Below are 18,579 nucleotides of genomic sequence, written 5' to 3'. Positions count from 1 at the left end.
TGACGATCCGGAATTCGCACCTTCGGAACAGGGCCTTCTGCGAAAGCCATGATCCGTCATGGCTTGCTGATGGTATCGGGAAAGGACGCCGCAATGACGGTCAGCCTCCTTATTACAAACGCCTATCTGTACATTGATCGAGACTGGGAAATCCCAAACGGATGGATTGCCCTGAAGGATGGTCGTGTTCATTCCGTGGGACATTCTGGCGAAATACCGCCGCCGGCTGAAAAAACACTCTCAGCCGATGGAAAGCTGGTAACTCCGGGTCTCATCAACGCCCATCATCACATGTACCAGAACCTGACCCGCGCTTATGCGCCCGTTACGAACGGAACGCTGTTCGAGTGGCTGCAAGGGCTATATCCGCTCTGGGCGGGGCTTGATGAAGAGTCCGTTTATCTTTCAACTGCCGTGGCCATGGTCGAGCTTCTCATGGGTGGTTGCACGACGTCGATGGATCATATGTACGTCCATCCTAAGCCGTTCCTGATTGATGCGCAGTTCCGTGCGGCGAAAGACATCGGGTTCCGCTTCCATGCGACGCGTGGTTCCATGACGCGTTCTGTTGAGGATGGCGGCCTACCACCTGCGTCGGTGGTGCAGGATGAAGACACCATCCTCGCGGACAGTGAACGCCTGGTGCACGCGTATCACGACGCCTCTCCCGGTGCGATGGGCCGCGTTGCTCTCGCACCCTGCTCGCTCTTCAGTGTCTCTGAACGGATCATGACGGAGTCTGCGGCCATGGCGGACCGGTATGACCTGCGCCTCCATACTCATCTGGCGGAAGATCACGACGAAGATCGCTACTGCGCGGACGTTTATGGGTGCACCCCGACGGAATATTTCGAGCGCGTGGGTTGGGCCAGTCCGCGTTCCTGGGTTGCCCATTACATCTACCCGTCAACCGATGAGATCGATCGCCTCGCGCATGCTGGTGTCTGTACGGCGCAATGTCCGTGCTCGAACATGATGATCGGGGGTGGCTCTGCTGATGCCATGGACATGCGCCGCAGAGGCATGCGGGTTGGACTTGGCTGTGACGGATCGGCCTCCACCGATCATGCATCGCTCTGGCTGGAGACCCGCATGGCGCTCCTACTGGGACGGTTCCGCAATGGCCCTCACTCGATGACGGCTCGGGACGCGTTGGATATGGCGACACGGGGTGGAGCGGCCTGCCTGGGCTGGGACGATGAAATCGGGCACCTGAGACCTGGGGCATGTGCCGATCTGGTTATCTGGCAAATGTCGGAGATATCCCTCGCTGGCGCGCTGACAGACCCGGTGGAAGCATGGCTTCGCTGCGCTCCTGCAACAGCAGGAACAACTATCGTCAACGGCCAAATCCTGGTGGAAAACGGCCAACCCGTTTTGAAAAATCTTGGAGACATTCTTGGAGCGCACCGCAAAGAGGCTATGCGCATCCAGCGTTTGAACGGACCCACATAAAACCGCGACAAGGCGGTGGCAAAGCCGTTGCTTTGTCATTGCCCAGCAATGGTTTCATGACTGAATGAGACGTGAAAGACTTTTCATCTCTCCTGAACTTGTAACGCCCCCGTATTCCTTACAGAATAATCCTAATATGTAAGGAGTTACACCGTGCGTACCAAGATTTTGACCTGCTCTCTCCTTGCCGCAGGACTATTCACTGCGACCAGCTTGTCTGCGCGTGCAGAGGCTCCTTCAGAGGCCACCAAGGTCCCTGAAGGATCTTCCCGGTTTCTGACAACGCCTCAGAAGGTCGTTTCCGATGGGGCCGCAACCATTCGTGGGCAGCACATCGCCTATCAGGCTGTGACCGGAACGCTGATCGTTCATGCTCAGGGCTGGGATGATTCCGATACCGGCAGCAAGGACGAAAAGGCCGACAAGAAGAACCCGGATGCCGTGGCGTCGATCTTCTATGTGGCCTATTTCAAGAAGGGTACCCATCCGGAAAACCGACCTATCACCTTTGTCTATAATGGTGGTCCAGGGTCATCGAGCGTCTGGATGCATATGGGTGCTTTTGGTCCGCACCGTATTGTCACAGCAGACGATACTCACACGCCAGCCGCGCCTTATCATCTGATTGATAATAACGATAGCCCGCTGGATGCGACGGATCTGGTCTTCATTGATGCACCCGGTACCGGGTTCGGACGGCTTGTTGGCAAGGACAAGGAAAAGGCATTCTATGGCACAGACCCGGACGCAGCAGCCTTTACGGACTTTATTGCGCAGTTTCTGACGCGCTTTAACCGTTTCAACTCCCCCAAGTATCTTTTTGGCGAGAGCTACGGCACGACCCGATCGGCAATCATTGCCAACCAGTTGGCGTCGGAAAAGGGCGTTGATCTGAACGGGGTCATGCTGCTGTCCCAGATCCTGGACTATGACAACTCGATCGACAGCGTAAAGTCGAACCCGAGCGTCGATCAGCCTTATGTTCTGGCTCTTCCCAGCTTTGCCGCGACTGCGTGGTATCACCACAAGTTGCCAAACCAGCCAAAAGACCTGAAGCCGTTCCTTTCGGAAGTCGAACACTTCGCCCTGACGGATTACACGTCTGCCCTACAGGACGGTACATCTATTTCGGACGAAAAACTGGAACAAACGGCTCAAAAGCTTCACCAATACACAGGCCTGCCAGTTGAATATCTCAAGAAAGCCGATCTGCGCGTAAGCGGCGGCGAGTTCGCTAAGACCCTTCTGGGCGACGACGGTATGGATACGGGCCGTCTGGATAGCCGATTCTCTGGACCCGCGATTGATCCGCTCGGACAGACGCCAGATTACGATCCGCAGTTTGCGGCCATGCAGTCGGCTTATGTTTCGGCCTTCAATGATTATGTCCGGAACACCCTGCACTACGGAAACAATCCTGCGTTTGATGACGGGTATCAGGAATACAAGGTCAGCGCTCATTCGATCGGGAAATGGGCTTTTGTGCACAAGCAGCCCGGATCAGGCCGTCCTGCCAAGGGCGCCCCCAACGTTCTGCCCGATCTGGCAAGTGCCATGAAGCAGAACCCCAGCCTCAAGATCATGCTGAACCAGGGCTATTACGATCTGGGAACGCCATTCTTCGAGGGGATCTACGAGATGCAGCATCTTCCGATCCCCCGGAAGCTGGCATCGAACATCGAATTCCACCAGTATGAGTCCGGTCACATGGTCTATGCTCATGCTCCGGCGCTTGCCGAACTGCACGACAACGTCGTCAACTTCATCAACAAGACGCACGGCTAAGGTTTGAAATCGGTCGGGTGGTTCCATGAAGCTATCCGACTGTTTCCTATTCGCGTGAGATTACAATGCAAACCAGAACGATTTCGTATCGGTTTGACATCCAGATAACTGCATGGCTTCATATTCGGAAAATGAATATATTCTTCTGACTTTCAGGTAAGTGTCCCGTCTGGACGCCCCAGTTTCAGAAGCCACCTTCCGGAGCCCCTGCATGAGCGGAAACACCCAGAGAACATCTGCCTCTTTCCGCTTTCCGAGCCTTTTTGTTCAGGTGGTTTTTGCGACTATTCTGGGCCTGCTGGTGGGGCTTTTTGCGCCTTCCGTTGCCCCGGATGTTCGCTGGACAACTGATCTGTTTCTGAAACTGATCGTGATGGCAGTCGGCCCTCTGCTCTTCTGTATTGTTGCTCTAGGCATTATCGGAGCAGGATCTCTCAAGACGGTTGGACGCCTTGGCGGTCGAGCGCTCCTGTATTTTGAAGCTATGACGACACTGGTGCTGTTCGTATCCGTTGGCATAACCATGCTGCTGGGGGCAGGCAAAGGCATACGGTTTGTTCCAACTCCAGGTGACGAACAACTGGTCGCGACTTATAGCGGCAATGCAAAGCATCTTCATGAGAGTGGCGTCAGCGGCTTTCTGCTGTCGTTGATCCCTCACACCCCTGTCTCCGCTTTTACGGATGGGAACGTTCTTCAGATCCTGTTCCTGGCGATCCTGTGTGGCTGTTGTCTGAACCAGATGGGTGCAACTGCTGCACCAGTCATTACACTTCTGGAAAGCCTGTCAGCTCTCTTTTCCCGAATGATGCGTTTCATTATTTGCCTGGCACCTCTTGGCGTTTTTGGCGCTATGGTGACCACGACAGCGCGCTATGGTCTCGGTACAGTTCTGCATCTGGCGAGCTTCGTGCTGCTGTATTTTGTCATGATCGCGTTCTTCATCGTTGGCGTACTCGGTAGCTGCCTCAAAATATGCGGTCTCAATCCGATCCGTTTTGCTCGCTATTTTCGTGAAGAAAGCGCCATCGTGCTGACGACCACGACGTCTGACGCTGTTCTTCCCCGAATTATGGAAAAGCTTGAAGCACTGGGGGTTGAACGGCAGGTTGTGGGTCTGGTCGTTCCCGCAGGCTACTCTTTCAATCTGGATGCCCTTTCCATCTATCTGGGCCTGGCCGTCATCTTTCTTGCGAACGCTACGGGAACTCATCTTACTTTCTGGCAGATTGGGACCATGCTTGTGACGGCACTGTTCACATCCAAAGGGGCTCATGGCGTGCCGGGTGTTGCGATCGTGGTTCTAGCGGCAACGCTTGCTGCGGTTCCTTCCATTCCAGTCGCCAGTCTTGTGATGCTGTTAGCGGTCGACTGGTTCATAGGGATTGCTCGAGCGCTGGGAAATTTTGCGGGAAATTGTGTGGCGCCGGTGGTGATAGGTCGCTGGGAGAAGAAGATTGATCTGGAGCAGGCAAAGCGTGTGCTGGGGATGCACTAGATCCATCCCACCCTTAACCCAGGGTTATGAGTCATGTGATTTTTAAGAATTTCATTTCTGGTCCGTTTCGGTGATTGTCAGTATGACGTCGGAATGAATGTGATGGTTTCCCTCGAAACCACGAAAAAACAGAGGGTTTTATTGTGATGCAGACTGCGCGTGGTCTTCTTGGATCTGTAGCTTGTATCGCCCTGATGGCCAGTTCGGCCTATGGTCAGGATACGGCAGCCTCTCCCACCGTAAAAACAGAGAAAAAGCAGGTCCAAAAAGCCAGTGCCCTGAAATCCCGCCATTCTCATGCCGCGGCTGCTCAGGATGAGAACATGATCGTGACGGGAACCCGTGCGGCCCATGTCTCCGCACGCTCTAGCACCAGCCCGATTGACGTCATCAGCGCGGCGGACCTGAAGCGGACAGGTCAGGTCGACCTCCGGGACGCACTTGCAAGAACCGTACCGTCGATCAGTGTTCAGTCCATGGGGTATGATACGGGCGCTTTGACGGATTCAATCCGTATGCGCGGCCTGAATCCTAACTACACCCTGGTGCTCGTTGATGGAAAACGTCGCCATACGACGTCCAATATCTACGCGAATGCTGGGCTCCAGCAGGGTTCTACTCCCGTAGACATAGACATGATCCCGGCTGGGGCGATTGATCATATCGAAGTTTTGCGAGATGGAGCTGCCGCGCAGTACGGCTCTGATGCCATCGCAGGCGTGGTAAACATCATCCTTAAGAAAACTCCCCACGGCTTCAATATTTCCGGCCAGACAGGCGCCTATGCTTACAAAGGCGATGGTTGGCAGAGCAATGTGAACCTTGATGGTGGTTTCAAGTTCCTGGGTGACGGTTATATTCATCTCAGCGGGCAGTATATCCATACGGATATGACCAATCGCTCCTCCCCCGATGACCGAACCGGCGAGGTCAGCACCAAGATGCTTGGTCGCCCCGAGCAGACACGCGGCACGATGGGATTGGAATTTGGAAAGCGTCTGACGGACAACATCGAGCTTTACGGCAACGCAACTTACGCGCATCGCCATGCACAGTCTTTCCAGTATTTCCGTCTCCCGAGTGCACTCCCATCCTACTATCCGAATGGTTTTTCTCCCGTTGAGACCAACGATGAAGATGATTACGGCGCCACGATTGGTATTAAAGGGCAGACGTTTCTCGGTTTTAATTACGATCTGAGCTCGACTTACGGTCGCGATATTGTGGATATTCACAATGTCAGCACTGCCAATCTTGGTCTGTACGCCGCAACCGGTTCTACACCGACGACATTCTATGCTGCTGGGTACAGGGACTCACAGTGGACGAACAACTTCGATCTGCATCGTCTTTTCAAGATGTGGAACATGCCGGTCAACATCGCACTCGGCGCGGAGCATCGGTACGAGGATTACACGATCGTTCCGGGCGATGAGGCGTCCTACAGTTATGGGGGCGCGGCCGGGTTCGTAGGGCTTCAGCCTGTTAACGCAGGGTCTTCGCATCGTAATGTTTATGCAGGCTATGTCGATCTTGACGTGCACCCGGTAAAGAAACTCGACGTCGATCTGGCTGGTCGATACGAAACCTATTCCGATTTCGGACATACATTTAACGGCAAGATCGCCTCCCGCTACGACTTTACGAAGCGGATTGCCGTTCGCGGAGCCATCAGTAATGGCTTCCGTGCCCCTTCTCTTGCCCAGGAATATTACGGCAACCTCAACATCGCCCCTACGAGTGCAAGCGGGCAGCTTGCCGTCAACAGTATTGCCGCCCGCAATCTTGGAGCCAGCGCCCTTAAACCTGAACGGTCCACCAATGCCAGCGGCGGCATCGTTCTCACCCCCCTCACCAACTGGCATGTGGCTGTTGACGTCTATCAGATCAATATTCGGGACCAGATCATCGCCGGGGGCAATTATACGGGTCAGGCCGCGCTTGATGCTATTGAATCCCAAGGCATTACTCTGCCGGGCGGAATCATCACCAGCAGCGTCAGTGCAAAGTACTTTTCAAACGGTGTCTCAACCCGTACCCAGGGCATGGACATCACGAGTGATTACAGAACGGACTTCCACCAATACGGAAAGATTCTCTGGACGGCAGCCATCAACCTGAACCGCGTCCGCATGCATCATCTTGGAAAAGACACGCTCGGCAACTCACTTTTGAGCACAAGCGGTGTTTCCACCCTGACGACCGGCTCTCCCCGAAGCAAAATCATCCTGAACGCAAACTGGACACTGGGCCAATGGGACGTGAACATCCGTCAGAGCCGTTGGGGATCTTCCAAGGTTCTCCTGGGCTATTCCAACGAAGCCCCGCCGGAACTGCGTTACTCCAACACGATCTTTAACGAATTCACTAACGCACCGCGCTGGACGACGGATCTCGAAGTCGGATATCGCCCGGATGACCACTGGCATATCTCGCTTGGGGCCAACAATATCTTCAATGTCCGCCCCAGCAAGGTTCCGGCCATGAATACGCTGTATGGCATCACGCGCTATTATGTCTCGTCCTCCCAAATGGATTTCAACGGCGCCTATTACTATCTTCAGGCCGCTGCGTCCTTCTGAGAATTCTGATCCCGTATCAATCCGGGATCATGATCCACTCCCCTTCCTGACTGGAATTCTGCCTCAATGCATCTTCTCTCCCGTCGTCATGCTTTGACCAGTGCCGCATCCCTGATAGGTCTTTTCAGCCTGCCGGGATGTGTGAACAGAAGTGTTCGCAATCTGGATCTGGATGCGGATGTTCGTTCTATACCGGTCATCCGGGCACGCACTGACAGGATTGACCGCATTACGGTCTGTCTTCGTCCGTTCCGTGCGGCGGGCCCCCGTCTAGGCGTCGAACAGGTCGGGCACAAAACCGTGGTCCATAACTATGGACACGGAGGAAGCGGATGGTCGCTTTCCTGGGGGAGTGCCAAGCTGGCTGTCGAACGGGCGTTACCAGTCAGTTCCCGGAAAATCGGCGTTATAGGCTGCGGCGCCATTGGTCTCACGACTGCTATTGTGGCTCAGCAAGCTGGAGCGCAGGTCACGATCTATGCAGACGCTCTTCCGCCTTTCGTTCGCTCAGCACGGGCTTCGGGAAGCTGGACACCTTCCTCCCGTATCGCCCAGAAAGATGCGATGACACCGGAATTTTCCGCCAGATGGGAGACCATGGCGCGGTATTCGTTCTCCTGTTACCAGAACCTACAGGGGCTGCCCGGAAATCCCATCGAGTGGGATACATTTTATGGCATGAAGTCCCGAGACCCTGCTCCTGTGCACGCAGACCCTATCGGCTTTGCCAGGTTGGATGACCGCATTCAGGACATTGAACCTCAGGGGAACCTGATCAAGGTTGATGACACTCGGCTCCCCTATTCAGAAGTCCACAAGAAACCCAATCTGATTTTCAACGTCACAAGCTATTCGGACTATCTGCTACGCCAGTTTCTGGAACGTGGCGGCAAGATCAAGACCATGACCTTGCATCATCCTTCCGAATTGACCGCCCTTCCCGAGCCTGTTTTCATTAACTGTACAGGATATGGGGCACGTGCGCTCTGGAACGACAACAGCATTGTTCCTGTCCGCGGCCAGATCGCGTGGTTGATCCCACAGCCGGAAGCCTTGTGCAGTATGAGCTTCGGGAACGTCTATGTCGTCTCTCGGCGGGATGGAATTGTTGTTCAATCGATGGGTGATGATATGGGGTTTGGATACAACCGCACCGACGAAACACCTGACCTGACGGAAGCCCATCGCAGTGTTTTGGTCATCAACGGGCTGTATAGAAATATGGGCTATACTGTCTGATCGGGTTTCTGCTCCGAACCCATAGAAATATTCATAATGACCCGGAGGAAGGGATACCCAGGCGAAATACTGGGTATCCCTCTTTTTTTTGCCCTCAGACCTGCGGGTCTGTCGGCTGCTCGGATTTGTTCTTGAAGAACCGTGCATAGAGCGTTGGAAGAACGAGAAGCGTAAGAAGTGTCGAGGATATCAGGCCGCCGATCACTACGGTCGCCAGAGGACGTTCGACTTCTGCCCCGGCACTCCCGGAAAACGCCATCGGAAAGAACCCCAGACTTGCAACGGAGGCTGTTGCAATCACCGGCCGGAAGCGCGCACGCGCTGCGGAAAACGCAGCCATGGCGGCCCCCATGCCTTGCCGACGAAAGGTTTGGATCTGGCTCAGCAACACCACGCCATTCAGGATCGCCACTCCAAAGAGCGCTATGAACCCGATGCCGGCGGCAATGCTGAATGGCAGCCCGCGCAGAACAAGCGCCAGAATACCTCCTGTCGCGGCCACAGGCAGATTGATGAACACCAGCGCCGCTGCACCGAACGAGCCGAGTGCTGCGATCAGCAGGCCAAAAATCAGAGCCAAAGCAATCGGAACTACAATTTCCAGACGCTTCATGGCGGACTGGAGGTTCCTGAACTGACCTGCCCAGCTCATGCGATATTCATGAGGCAGCTTGACCTGCTTCGTAACCGCAGCCTGAGCTTCTGCCACGAATGAACTCACATCCCGGCCACGCACATTAGCCTGAACGATCACGCGCCGATGCGTCCCATCCCGGTCGATGCGGGACGCCCCGTCCACAAGGGAAATATGGGCGACGTCTGCCAGAAGCACCCAACCCGCACCATCCGCACGCCGGACCTGAAGGTGGGCAATCCTGTCCTGAGAATTTACGGCGCCGTTCCGGAACTGGACCTGCGTTGGGATAATGGCGTTTTCAACTGTGACAGGTCGACCGATATGACCGCCGATCGCTTCAACTTCGGCAAGAATATCCCCAACGGAAACACCCAGGCGCGCCGCAGAATCCCGATCCACATCCACATGGAGGTAAGGAACCGTTCCCTCGCTCTCTGACGCGACATCTGCCGCTCCCGGTATGCCCCGCACCACGGTCGTGACTTTCTGGGCCAGCCGGTTCAGAACATCCAGATCATCGCCATAAATCGAAATGGCAAGCTGGGTGCGAACGCCCGACAGAAGGTCGTCCATACGCATCTGAATCGGCTGTGTCCAGGAATACTGGGCGTCAGGCATCTGTCTGCTCAGTTCCGCACTCATCTTCTCGACAAGCCCGGCCTCGGTGGAGGACGTCGTCCATTGAGAGCGAGGCCTGAGAAACACAAAGGTGTCCGTCTCTGCCGTCCCCATTGGGTCTGTCGGGATGGCGGACGTACCAGTGTTACTGACAACAGTCTCAACATCCGGGAAGGATTTGAGAATTCTTTCCTGCTGCGTCACGCCAGCCAGGACAGTCGCAAGCGAAGCGCTGGGAAGGCGAGTAGTTGTCACCAGCAATGCCCCCTCATCCAGTTGCGGCACGAATTCTCCGCCGAGACGGCTGGCGAGAAACACTGAGACCAAGAACGCTCCGCCAGTAATGGCAATCAGGGTTCTGCCATGATTTTCGCTCCATGCCAGCGCTGGCTCGTAGTAGCGACGCAGGGTTCGGATAAAGCGTGTTTCATGGTTGAGGGGGCTTCGGTGCATGACGAGTGCAGCCAGAACCGGGATACAGATCACGCAGTAAACCAGCGATGCCAGCAGTGCCATGATGACGGTCTGCGCCATCGGGATGAACATGCGCCCTTCGATGCTCTGAAGCGTCAGGATGGGCAGATACACCATGATGATCACGAAAATCGCAAACGTCACGGGACGAATGACAGCGCGAAGAGCTTCTGTCGCCAGATCAGGCAGGGCTGCCCGATCCCTGTTCGTTCCACGGATGGCAAGAAGATGCTCAACGACCACCAGGGAACTGTCAACGATCATGCCAAAATCGATTGCCCCGAGGCTCAGAAGATTGGCAGAAACACCGAAGTACCTCATGCCTGCCATAGCACAGATCAGGGCAGCGGGAATGACTGAGGCAATGACAAGCGCTGCGCGCCAGTCACCCAGAACGACGATCAGTACGAACAGCACCAGTGCCGCGCCGACGGCAAGGTTTTCCTTGACCGTATCAATCGTTTCACCGGTCAGGGTCGAGCGCGTATAGAACGGATCGAGGATTACACCTGCCGGAAGCGATTGACGGATCCCCGGCAAGGCTTCGTTGATCGCCGCAAGTGTGGCATTGGAACTGGCGCCATTCTGCATGAGAACCACACCAATGACGATTTCGCCCTGCCCGTCCCGGGTCACGGCACCAAGTCTTGTCCGAGGCCCTTTGGTAATCTGTCCCACGTCTCTCAGACGAACGACGTTGCCGTTGGGACCCATACGCACGGGAATAGCCCCGAAGCCCTCCAGACTTCCGACAAGAGCGCGACCAACCACGACCTGTTGTTCCGCATGGTGCGCAATCCAGCCGCCTCCGGCGGAGGCGTTATTCTCGTCGACCGCCTTGTAGACGTCACTCACAGTGACACCAAAGGCACGAAGCAGCGCAGGGTCCAGAAGCACCTGATATGTTTCTTCCGAGCCCCCATTGACGTTGACGTCCACAACACCCGGAACCAGCTTGAGCTGTGGAACCACAGTCCACCGCATCAGGCGGTTAAGATCCATGGGAGAATAACCTTCCCCCTTGATCTGGAGTTGCATGATTTCGCCCATGCCTGTGGCAAGCGGTCCCATGGAGACGGAGATGTTTGGGACCGTGATCGTTTCGCGGGCAGTCTGCATCCGCTCACTGACGCGTGTGCGATCAAGGTCAATATCCGTATGATCGTCGAACTGAAGATAGACGACGGAAACACCGTTGCGGGAAACAGATCTGAGGTCCGTCACGCCAGGTATCCCGGTCATGCTGGCTTCAAGGGGAAACGTGATGAGTTTTTCCACTTCTTCCGTTGCAAGCCCAGGAGCTGTGACGGACACGAGAACCTGCTTTGGAGATATTTCAGGCTCTGGCTCAACAGGCAGCCCGGGGATCGTTAGCAGTCCCCCAACAAGCATGGCGCAGACAAGCCCCAGCAGGACGAAACGGTTCGTCTGAAAAAATTTCAGCATGACAGTGCGTTCAGTCCTCGTCGCTTCCAAGGAGAGCCATGCTTTTCAGCATGAAACTTCCATTGCCCACGATCAAGGCGCCTTCCGGCACATCCCCCTCCACGACGGCCTGTTCATCATTTTCCAGCAGTAGCTTTACCTCATGAGGTTGAAACGCCTGCTGGCCAGTTTTGACATAGAGAACAGTGTGACCATCCACCCGCTCGATGGCAGAAGCCGGCACAACAAGGCCATGAACTGTCCGGGTTGTGTTAATCGAAGCATCCAGCATACCTCCCGGTCGCAGTTGCCCCTCCGAAGACTTTACCACACAGACGACACGCACCAGTCCTGTCACCGGGTCCGTCAGACCATCAATGGTTGTAATTCGCACAATGAATGGTTTGGCAAATGCATCCCCTGAAGGCCTTACAGAGACAGCGTCACCAATCGCCAGTTGGGAAGCCTCCTGAGGGCGGACCTGGGCCACGATCCAGACAGTCGAAAGATCGACGATAGTAGCGAGCGCTTCTCCAGGATTGATATCAGATGCCGCAGATGTATTGACGGTCTGCACAACACCATCAACAGGTGAAATCAGACTGGAGGCTTCATCCTGAACAATTTTCTCCGTAACGGATGTGAACTCTTCTTTCACCCTGTGTCTGATTATTCCCATATCGGCTTCACGCGCAACGACAACACTGCGGTCCTGCTGAAGAGCAGCCAGTCGCCGCTTGACCTCTCCGGTCGAAACCGTTGTTCCAGCCAGGGTTAGCCCGCGTCTGTAAGCCTGATCTGCTTCAACTACTGCGGCTTTTGCGGAGGCGAGAGCCGCCTGCGCCTGCATGCGTTGCAAGTGGAGTTCATGAAGGGTGTGATCCGTATAATTTATCAGGGTTTGTCCCTGATGAACACGTTGGCCAGGAGTGACCAGAACATCCGTGACCTTTCCACTACCTGCCGGGCGGATCACCACGACACGTGACATGTCTGCGGTGACAGTAGCCATTGCGGCTATGGTGGCATGCACATCGCCAAAGCTTGCTGGAGAAATCAGAAAATTTGCGTTTTTCTGCGCAGCAGGATCAACCTTTAAAGGAAGTAGCCAAGAGGGTGTTTCTGCTCTGACGGGCTGGACAAAGCCAGCCATCAGCAGTCCTGCCAGACAGGTGATCTTCTTCATGGCATCGTTCCTGTCGCAATTCCGATACGGATGATGGCCCCATGCCACGCGATTTCGGCGCGGTTGAGAGCCAGAATGCTGCGATAAGCATCGGTGCGGGCTCTAAGGGCTTCAATCAAAGGACTTTCTCCCAACCGCCAGGAATGTTCCATTGCATCCGCACGGCGGAGCATGGCGCTGGCAGAAACACGAGCGTCATCCAGCGTTATGGTCGCAGCTTCTAAACGAGCCCGGACCTGTGCCATTTCATTCTGAACAGCCCGACGGGCCTGGATTTCCTGTCGGCTGGCAGCGGCAAGACGGTCTCGTGCAGCGGATGTTAAAGGCGTGGTGGTAACCGCATTCGGCAACGGAACGCGGACATTAAAGCCAACCTGCGTGTCCCAGGGGCTTCCATATTGTGCCTGATCAAGCGCTTCCACACCCACTTCAGGGTTCGGCATGAAGCTGGCACGTGCCAAATGGACCTGCGCCTGCGCAGCGATAACTTCCTGATGTGCGGCACGGACCCGAGGATCGTCGTCTTCCACCCAGCGCAGGTTGTTGGCGCGCGTCAACACCAGCCAACGACGATCGGCCTGCGTAATGTCGGGAATACCATCAATACCCAGCAGGGTTTGGAGGGCAGTACGAGAGGTGGAAATTTCTTCCCTTGCACTCTCGAGTTCACTCCGCGCATCCGCAAGCTGCGCCATTATCGCCTGACTATCTACGGAGACAGACTCTCCTGCACGAACCGAACGAGATACAACATCAGAGACCCGTTTAAGTGCCGAAAGCGTTGATAACGCAGCAGTTTCTCTCTTTCTCGCCAGACTGGCTGCCCCTGCCGCGTCCACAACACGGACTGCTACAGCCATTCTTTCTACGTCAAGCCTCATCAGCGCAGTACGAGCATCGGCATGAGCCACATTTTCTGTCGCCGTCCCCTGCCCAGGAAGCCAAAGCGGGACAGAGACGCTTCCTTGCCAGGTAATGTACCCTAAATGGGAACCGCCAATGCGATCATCGTAATAATCGGCGCTCAAAGTAGGGCCGCCGGCAAACCAGGACTGAGCGGCTTTGGCACGTGCGTCCGCTGACTGCTGATTGGTCTGAAGTTCAGTCCGAACAGGGTCGTTCTTCCAAGCCATCGCGATGGCTTCATGAACTGATATCGAAATCTCTCCAGTTGACGTCTGCCCCAGCGCCGGGGAGCACAGAAGCAGTATTGCAAAGCTAAGAGCGCTACCAATGCATCTGAGATTACCAAGGAAAAAGTTCGATGTGAGACCGAACATAAGCACGAACATTCCTCGATCAGAGATATTTTGCGAGAGCGGCAAATTCTCGTATGGCGGTCTCACGGCTCATGTTTCCGTCTGCGACTTCATCCACCACACAATGTTCAAGATGATCCTGGATCAAACGACGCTTGGCGTTATGAATCGTGCTTTCAACCGCTTGAATCTGCTGTACGAGCTCTCCACACGGCCTTTCGTCTGTCATCATTTCAAGGATCTTGGCCAGATGCCCATGGGCCTGCTTCAGACGTTGAAGAATCTGAACATGTGTTTCGTGTACCATGAACCCCCTATCCCCTAGGGGACTGGGTATGTCAAGTCGACCATCTTAACGAATACACCTGCATATTTCGGTACGAAACAGGAACATATTAGTCTTGTCTGTCAAGAAATTTCAAGATAGCAACGGATGGTTGTAATTATATTTTTATATACAATACAGTATTAAAACAAACATATTAACAATAAAAAATATAATAAGTGTAAATTATATATTATAAATATTTATTATTTTTATTATTTGGATAAATAATGAAGGAAAATGAATTTTCTGGCTACCATCTGCATTCCAATCGATTTCGGAAGCATTTAGGCGCTGAGCAAAAAAAATGCAGGAGCGCCAACTCCTGCATTTCCATATCAATTATGCAGCAATTTTACAGCGCCACATTTACACCGAACTGAAAGGAACGGAGAACTATACCCTTTTGTGTCCATGACGAGTTATAAAGATAGCCACCATACGTCGCATAGTCGAGCGGAGCACGGAAGCCGAGCAGATTGTACACGTTTGCGTAAACAGACCACCTCTGGTTGACCTTGTAGTTGACAGTCAGATCAACGTCCCAAAATCCTTTAACTTTGCACTGCGTCGTCGGCGCATTATTATTAGTGCTTCCCGACAAGGTACCTGCGCAAGAACGACTATAGGTAACACCATTTGCATTAAGCGCAGAAGAACCTGAGTCATCAGCAACAGTCTTATAGCCACTGGTGTAGTAGACGGTCGGAGTGACAGCCAAATTCTTCCAGGTCAGGGTGTTAGACCAGTTTGCGCGCCAGTGAGGCGTGCCAGATGCAGACACCGCAGAATACGGACCAAGCGTTCCCGCGAAACGATAGACCGTCCCGTCAGGATTGGTCTGGTTGAAACGACGTACGTACGTTCCCTGCCCCTTGCTGTACCACATTACATCGTGAAAAATACCCGGCAGACGGTGATGAACCTCGATACCGAAATCAAAACCATCCGTCATAAGGCTACGGGCGTTAACGTACTGGGCACTAATAATACCTGGAGATGGCTGGGCATCCGGATACTGTGGGTCAACTGGATTGGGAGTAACAGTAATTCCTGATGGCAGGCACGTGTTACCGCAGTTGAGCCAGGAATTCGCAACTGAACTTGCAGCCAGTGTATTGCCAGTGATATAGTTGTTTTTCTTGATATACCAGTATTCAAAATCCAGTGTCATCCAACTGGTAGGCTTGAAGATTGGCCCAGCTGAAATATTGGTGGAAGTTTCAGGCTTCAGGTTAGGATTTCCGACATTCTGAAGGCCAATGCTAGTACCCTGCGAATACGCATTGTTACCATGAGAGGCCTGCCACGCTGGATTATCAACGGTCCAACCTGTGTACCCGACAGTCTTACCGCCCGTTTCAGCAAAGCTCGGAACACGAAAGCCCTTGGAGAATGTACCACGCAGGGTCAGCTCCCTGAACGGTTTGAACTGAACTCCAACTTTTGGAGAGAAATGATGGAAACCTTCAGAGTAGTTGTCGTAACGACCAGACGTGTTGATATCCAACATCTTCACAACCGGGATGTCGAGCTCATAAAATCCCGCCTCGACCCAACGCTGCCCCTGTGCACTGACCGGATTGATCTTACTGGTGTATTGAGCCCCAAGATCGCTGTAATTGATGGGGTTTGCACTTGGATCGTTTAGGGATTCCCAACGGATATTTCCACCGATGGCAAGCTTCACCATACCACCGGGCAACTTAAACAGACCCTTGTTTGCTGTCGCTTCACCTGAATATTCCTGTGTTCGCGCGTGAATGGTATTTACAGGAAAAATTGAATTCAGGACTGCACGGGAATTCTGAGAGGGATCCACAAAATTATAGGTTCCATTATTAATGGCGTTGTTGATGCCATTAATGGTTGGAACACCTGTGTAGGTCTGATCCAGCAGGGAATTCATGCCGACAAAATTGACGTCATAGTTCCAGTCAGAACCCCATTTGGAAGGCTCCCATCCCGAATAACGGACAGATCCACGATAGTTCTGTGTTGTCTGTGTCGTAGTAGGAATGACGTTTCCGAACGTTCCGAGAATCTGGGCCTGTTCCCCCTGAGCCGCATAAGGATTATTCGGATTTAGCTGTCCATTGATTGTTACGGGCAGCAGCGTCAGGCTGGATGTTGCCAGGCGACCCTGTGTGTAGACACCAATGGCTGACGGGCTATCGGTGGTGATTGTGCGGGTCTGGGACCAGTTGAACATTGCAACCAGCTGAGAGCGGTCCGTGACATTCGCCGTAAAGTGCGCCGTGCCTTCGATACGGCGCTGGTCAGGCGCGACCTGTGCATATTGCTGCGAATTCTGCATGCATGTCTGGGTAGCACCGCCTGGAGCACTCACCAGATTTCCGGAAACAAGCTGTCCCACGGAACTGCACCCTGCGGACTGATTAAGTAGGGTGTATGGCCCGGTTCCCCGCGTGGCCCCTGGTGTTACGGGTCGTACGACAGCGGCAGGCGTCGCACTAAAGAAAGTAGAGTTAATTGTACCGTCGGGTGAAAGGGCGTTGGTATTTCCGTTGACGCCACCAAGACCAGTAAGATCGCCATTATTGTACGGAGACTGAAGCTGGCGATAATAAAGTGGATCGTCCTGCTGATATTCACCATTGATGTAGAAGTTATAGCCATCACGGTGCAGATCACCGTGGCCGAATGTTGCGTAAAGGCGCTGGTGACCGCTGTCTCCACGCTGCGAAAGTCCCCCTTCCGCGTTGCCTTCGAAGCCTTTGATTTCCTTGCGGGTAATATAGTTCACGACGCCGGCGACGGCATCTGCACCATATGTTGCTGAGCCGCCGTCCTGCTGCACGTCAACAGCTTCGATGATCGACTGCGGAATCCAGTTCGTATCCACAAAGTTACGAACGCCGTCATCCGCCAGAGGATAGTACGAGTTTCGCTGACCATCCATGAGGACCAGCGTTGAGTCGGTACTGAGACCACGCAGCGAAGGCGCTGAGCCACCAGCAGCAAAGCCACCACCAGCAGACCAGGCATTGGTCAGGTTGCCTGCACCATTTGAAGAGAGCTGCTGCACAACATCGGTCGCTGTCTTCAAACCACGCTGTTGCATATCCTGACGCGTAAGATGCGTGATTGGCGAAGAACTGTGCGTGTTTGGATCGCGAAACAACGTACCAGTGACGACAATGCTTTCGTTCCCAGAAGGGGCAGCAGGAAGCTGCGCCGTATCACTTTGCGCCTGGGTAATTGTGGTTTTCCGACCTGGATATGCCACTCCAGAATCAGGTACCGCTGTCGAACTCTGGGTCGTTACCAAGGGATTGGCGCTTGCCGCAGGAGCAGGCGTTGAGGGTGTACGATGATGCGTTTTTTTATGGCTTGTTGCCTGAGACGCAGTGGCTGCCGCCAACGCAGATTGGGTAGACAGCACTGTTGCTCCGAGCAGCAGCAGTGCTCGATGCGTTTTCGAATGGATTAGCATGGCATTGTTAATCTTTGCATTCTGGGATTACGGACCGTATCCGCGACTTCCAAGATGATGCTTAACGTTTCAATCTCTGACAATTATATTATTGCAAAACGACACAGCTTTGAGATTCTTTGAAAAATTCGTTGTTAATTCGACACACTTGGTTCCGCACCGTATTGTTTCGGATTACATATCAACACGACAAAAACATTTGCCAAACATTTACTCCCGATTGCTACAAAGATCTGAGCAGATCAAAAATAATGCAAAAATTTTGGAAAAATTAAGTCCGATGCGCATGTATCAAAACTGTTGAGCGGAAAGCACTCCAGTTTTTACATTTGCTAGTATAATGAGTTTTTATTGATTTCATTTCATTTCAATATCATCAAGCTTCATCGGAACATGACGGCGCTCCTATACCTCAAATACTAACTGCGAGTGTCTCTTCCTACTTAATATTAACGACTATCAGACGAGCCAGCCATGGATGATGCAACGATCGTGAAGATTCAACGCCACGATCCTGCCCTCCGCTACTCAGTCTAACGCCCCCAAAAGATGAATGCCGAAAAGCTGCAAAGGCACAACGGTGCGTGGACAAATATTAGAGCCTGTTTGGAAAATCACGGGTGAGCATTTCTGCGCATG

Annotated in this window: 10 protein-coding genes; 5 read left to right on the top strand and 5 right to left on the bottom strand. The window is 53.6% G+C overall.

Annotated elements, in window-relative coordinates; genetic code table 11:
- Window positions 1-48 precede the first annotated feature (48 nt).
- From B7444_RS06865 to B7444_RS06845, 5 genes are all read left to right on the top strand, one after another.
- Window positions 49-1,455: an 8-oxoguanine deaminase gene (locus B7444_RS06865; protein WP_007283313.1), complete on the top strand. Its 1,407-nt coding sequence runs from the start codon at window positions 49-51 to the stop codon at window positions 1,453-1,455.
- Between the two features lie 153 nt (window positions 1,456-1,608).
- Entirely contained in the window at window positions 1,609-3,240 is a 1,632-nt protein-coding gene (locus B7444_RS06860; protein ID WP_007283312.1) for a S10 family peptidase, read from the top strand.
- Between the two features lie 211 nt (window positions 3,241-3,451).
- A complete protein-coding gene (locus B7444_RS06855) occupies window positions 3,452-4,738 on the top strand; it encodes a cation:dicarboxylate symporter family transporter (protein WP_048855142.1) in 1,287 nt (428 codons plus the stop codon).
- A 146-nt stretch (window positions 4,739-4,884) separates the two neighbouring features.
- Window positions 4,885-7,320, top strand: a complete 2,436-nt coding sequence (locus B7444_RS06850; RefSeq protein WP_007283310.1) for a TonB-dependent receptor plug domain-containing protein — start codon at window positions 4,885-4,887, stop codon at window positions 7,318-7,320.
- A 66-nt stretch (window positions 7,321-7,386) separates the two neighbouring features.
- Window positions 7,387-8,559, top strand: coding sequence for an FAD-dependent oxidoreductase (locus tag B7444_RS06845; RefSeq protein WP_007283309.1), 1,173 nt, complete (start codon window positions 7,387-7,389; stop codon window positions 8,557-8,559).
- Window positions 8,560-8,653: 94 nt separating this feature from the next.
- Here B7444_RS06845 and B7444_RS06840 read toward each other — a convergent pair whose 3' ends face one another.
- The 5 genes from B7444_RS06840 to B7444_RS06820 form a co-directional block, all read right to left on the bottom strand.
- Entirely contained in the window at window positions 8,654-11,734 is a 3,081-nt protein-coding gene (locus B7444_RS06840) for an efflux RND transporter permease subunit (RefSeq protein ID WP_007283308.1), read from the bottom strand.
- Between the two features lie 10 nt (window positions 11,735-11,744).
- Window positions 11,745-12,899, bottom strand: a complete 1,155-nt coding sequence (locus tag B7444_RS06835; RefSeq protein WP_007283307.1) for an efflux RND transporter periplasmic adaptor subunit — start codon at window positions 12,897-12,899, stop codon at window positions 11,745-11,747.
- Window positions 12,896-14,179 carry a TolC family protein gene (locus B7444_RS06830; RefSeq protein WP_016737990.1) on the bottom strand — a complete coding sequence of 428 codons (1,284 nt, stop codon included), beginning with the start codon at window positions 14,177-14,179 and terminating at the stop codon, window positions 12,896-12,898. Before B7444_RS06830 ends, B7444_RS06835 begins: the two co-directional genes overlap by 4 nt.
- Window positions 14,180-14,198: 19 nt before the next feature.
- Complete coding sequence (locus tag B7444_RS06825) at window positions 14,199-14,465, bottom strand: metal-sensing transcriptional repressor (RefSeq protein WP_007283305.1); 267 nt, start codon at window positions 14,463-14,465, stop codon at window positions 14,199-14,201.
- Between the two features lie 373 nt (window positions 14,466-14,838).
- Window positions 14,839-17,940 (bottom strand): TonB-dependent receptor domain-containing protein, encoded by a 3,102-nt coding sequence (locus B7444_RS06820; RefSeq protein WP_048855141.1) that lies wholly within the window; start codon window positions 17,938-17,940, stop codon window positions 14,839-14,841.
- Window positions 17,941-18,579 lie beyond the last annotated feature (639 nt).

The organism is Gluconobacter thailandicus F149-1 = NBRC 100600 (genome assembly GCF_000964465.1).
Lineage (GTDB): Bacteria > Pseudomonadota > Alphaproteobacteria > Acetobacterales > Acetobacteraceae > Gluconobacter > Gluconobacter thailandicus.
The sequence above is the reverse complement of the archived record's forward strand: the minus strand, read 5'-3'. Positions and strand labels throughout refer to the sequence as shown.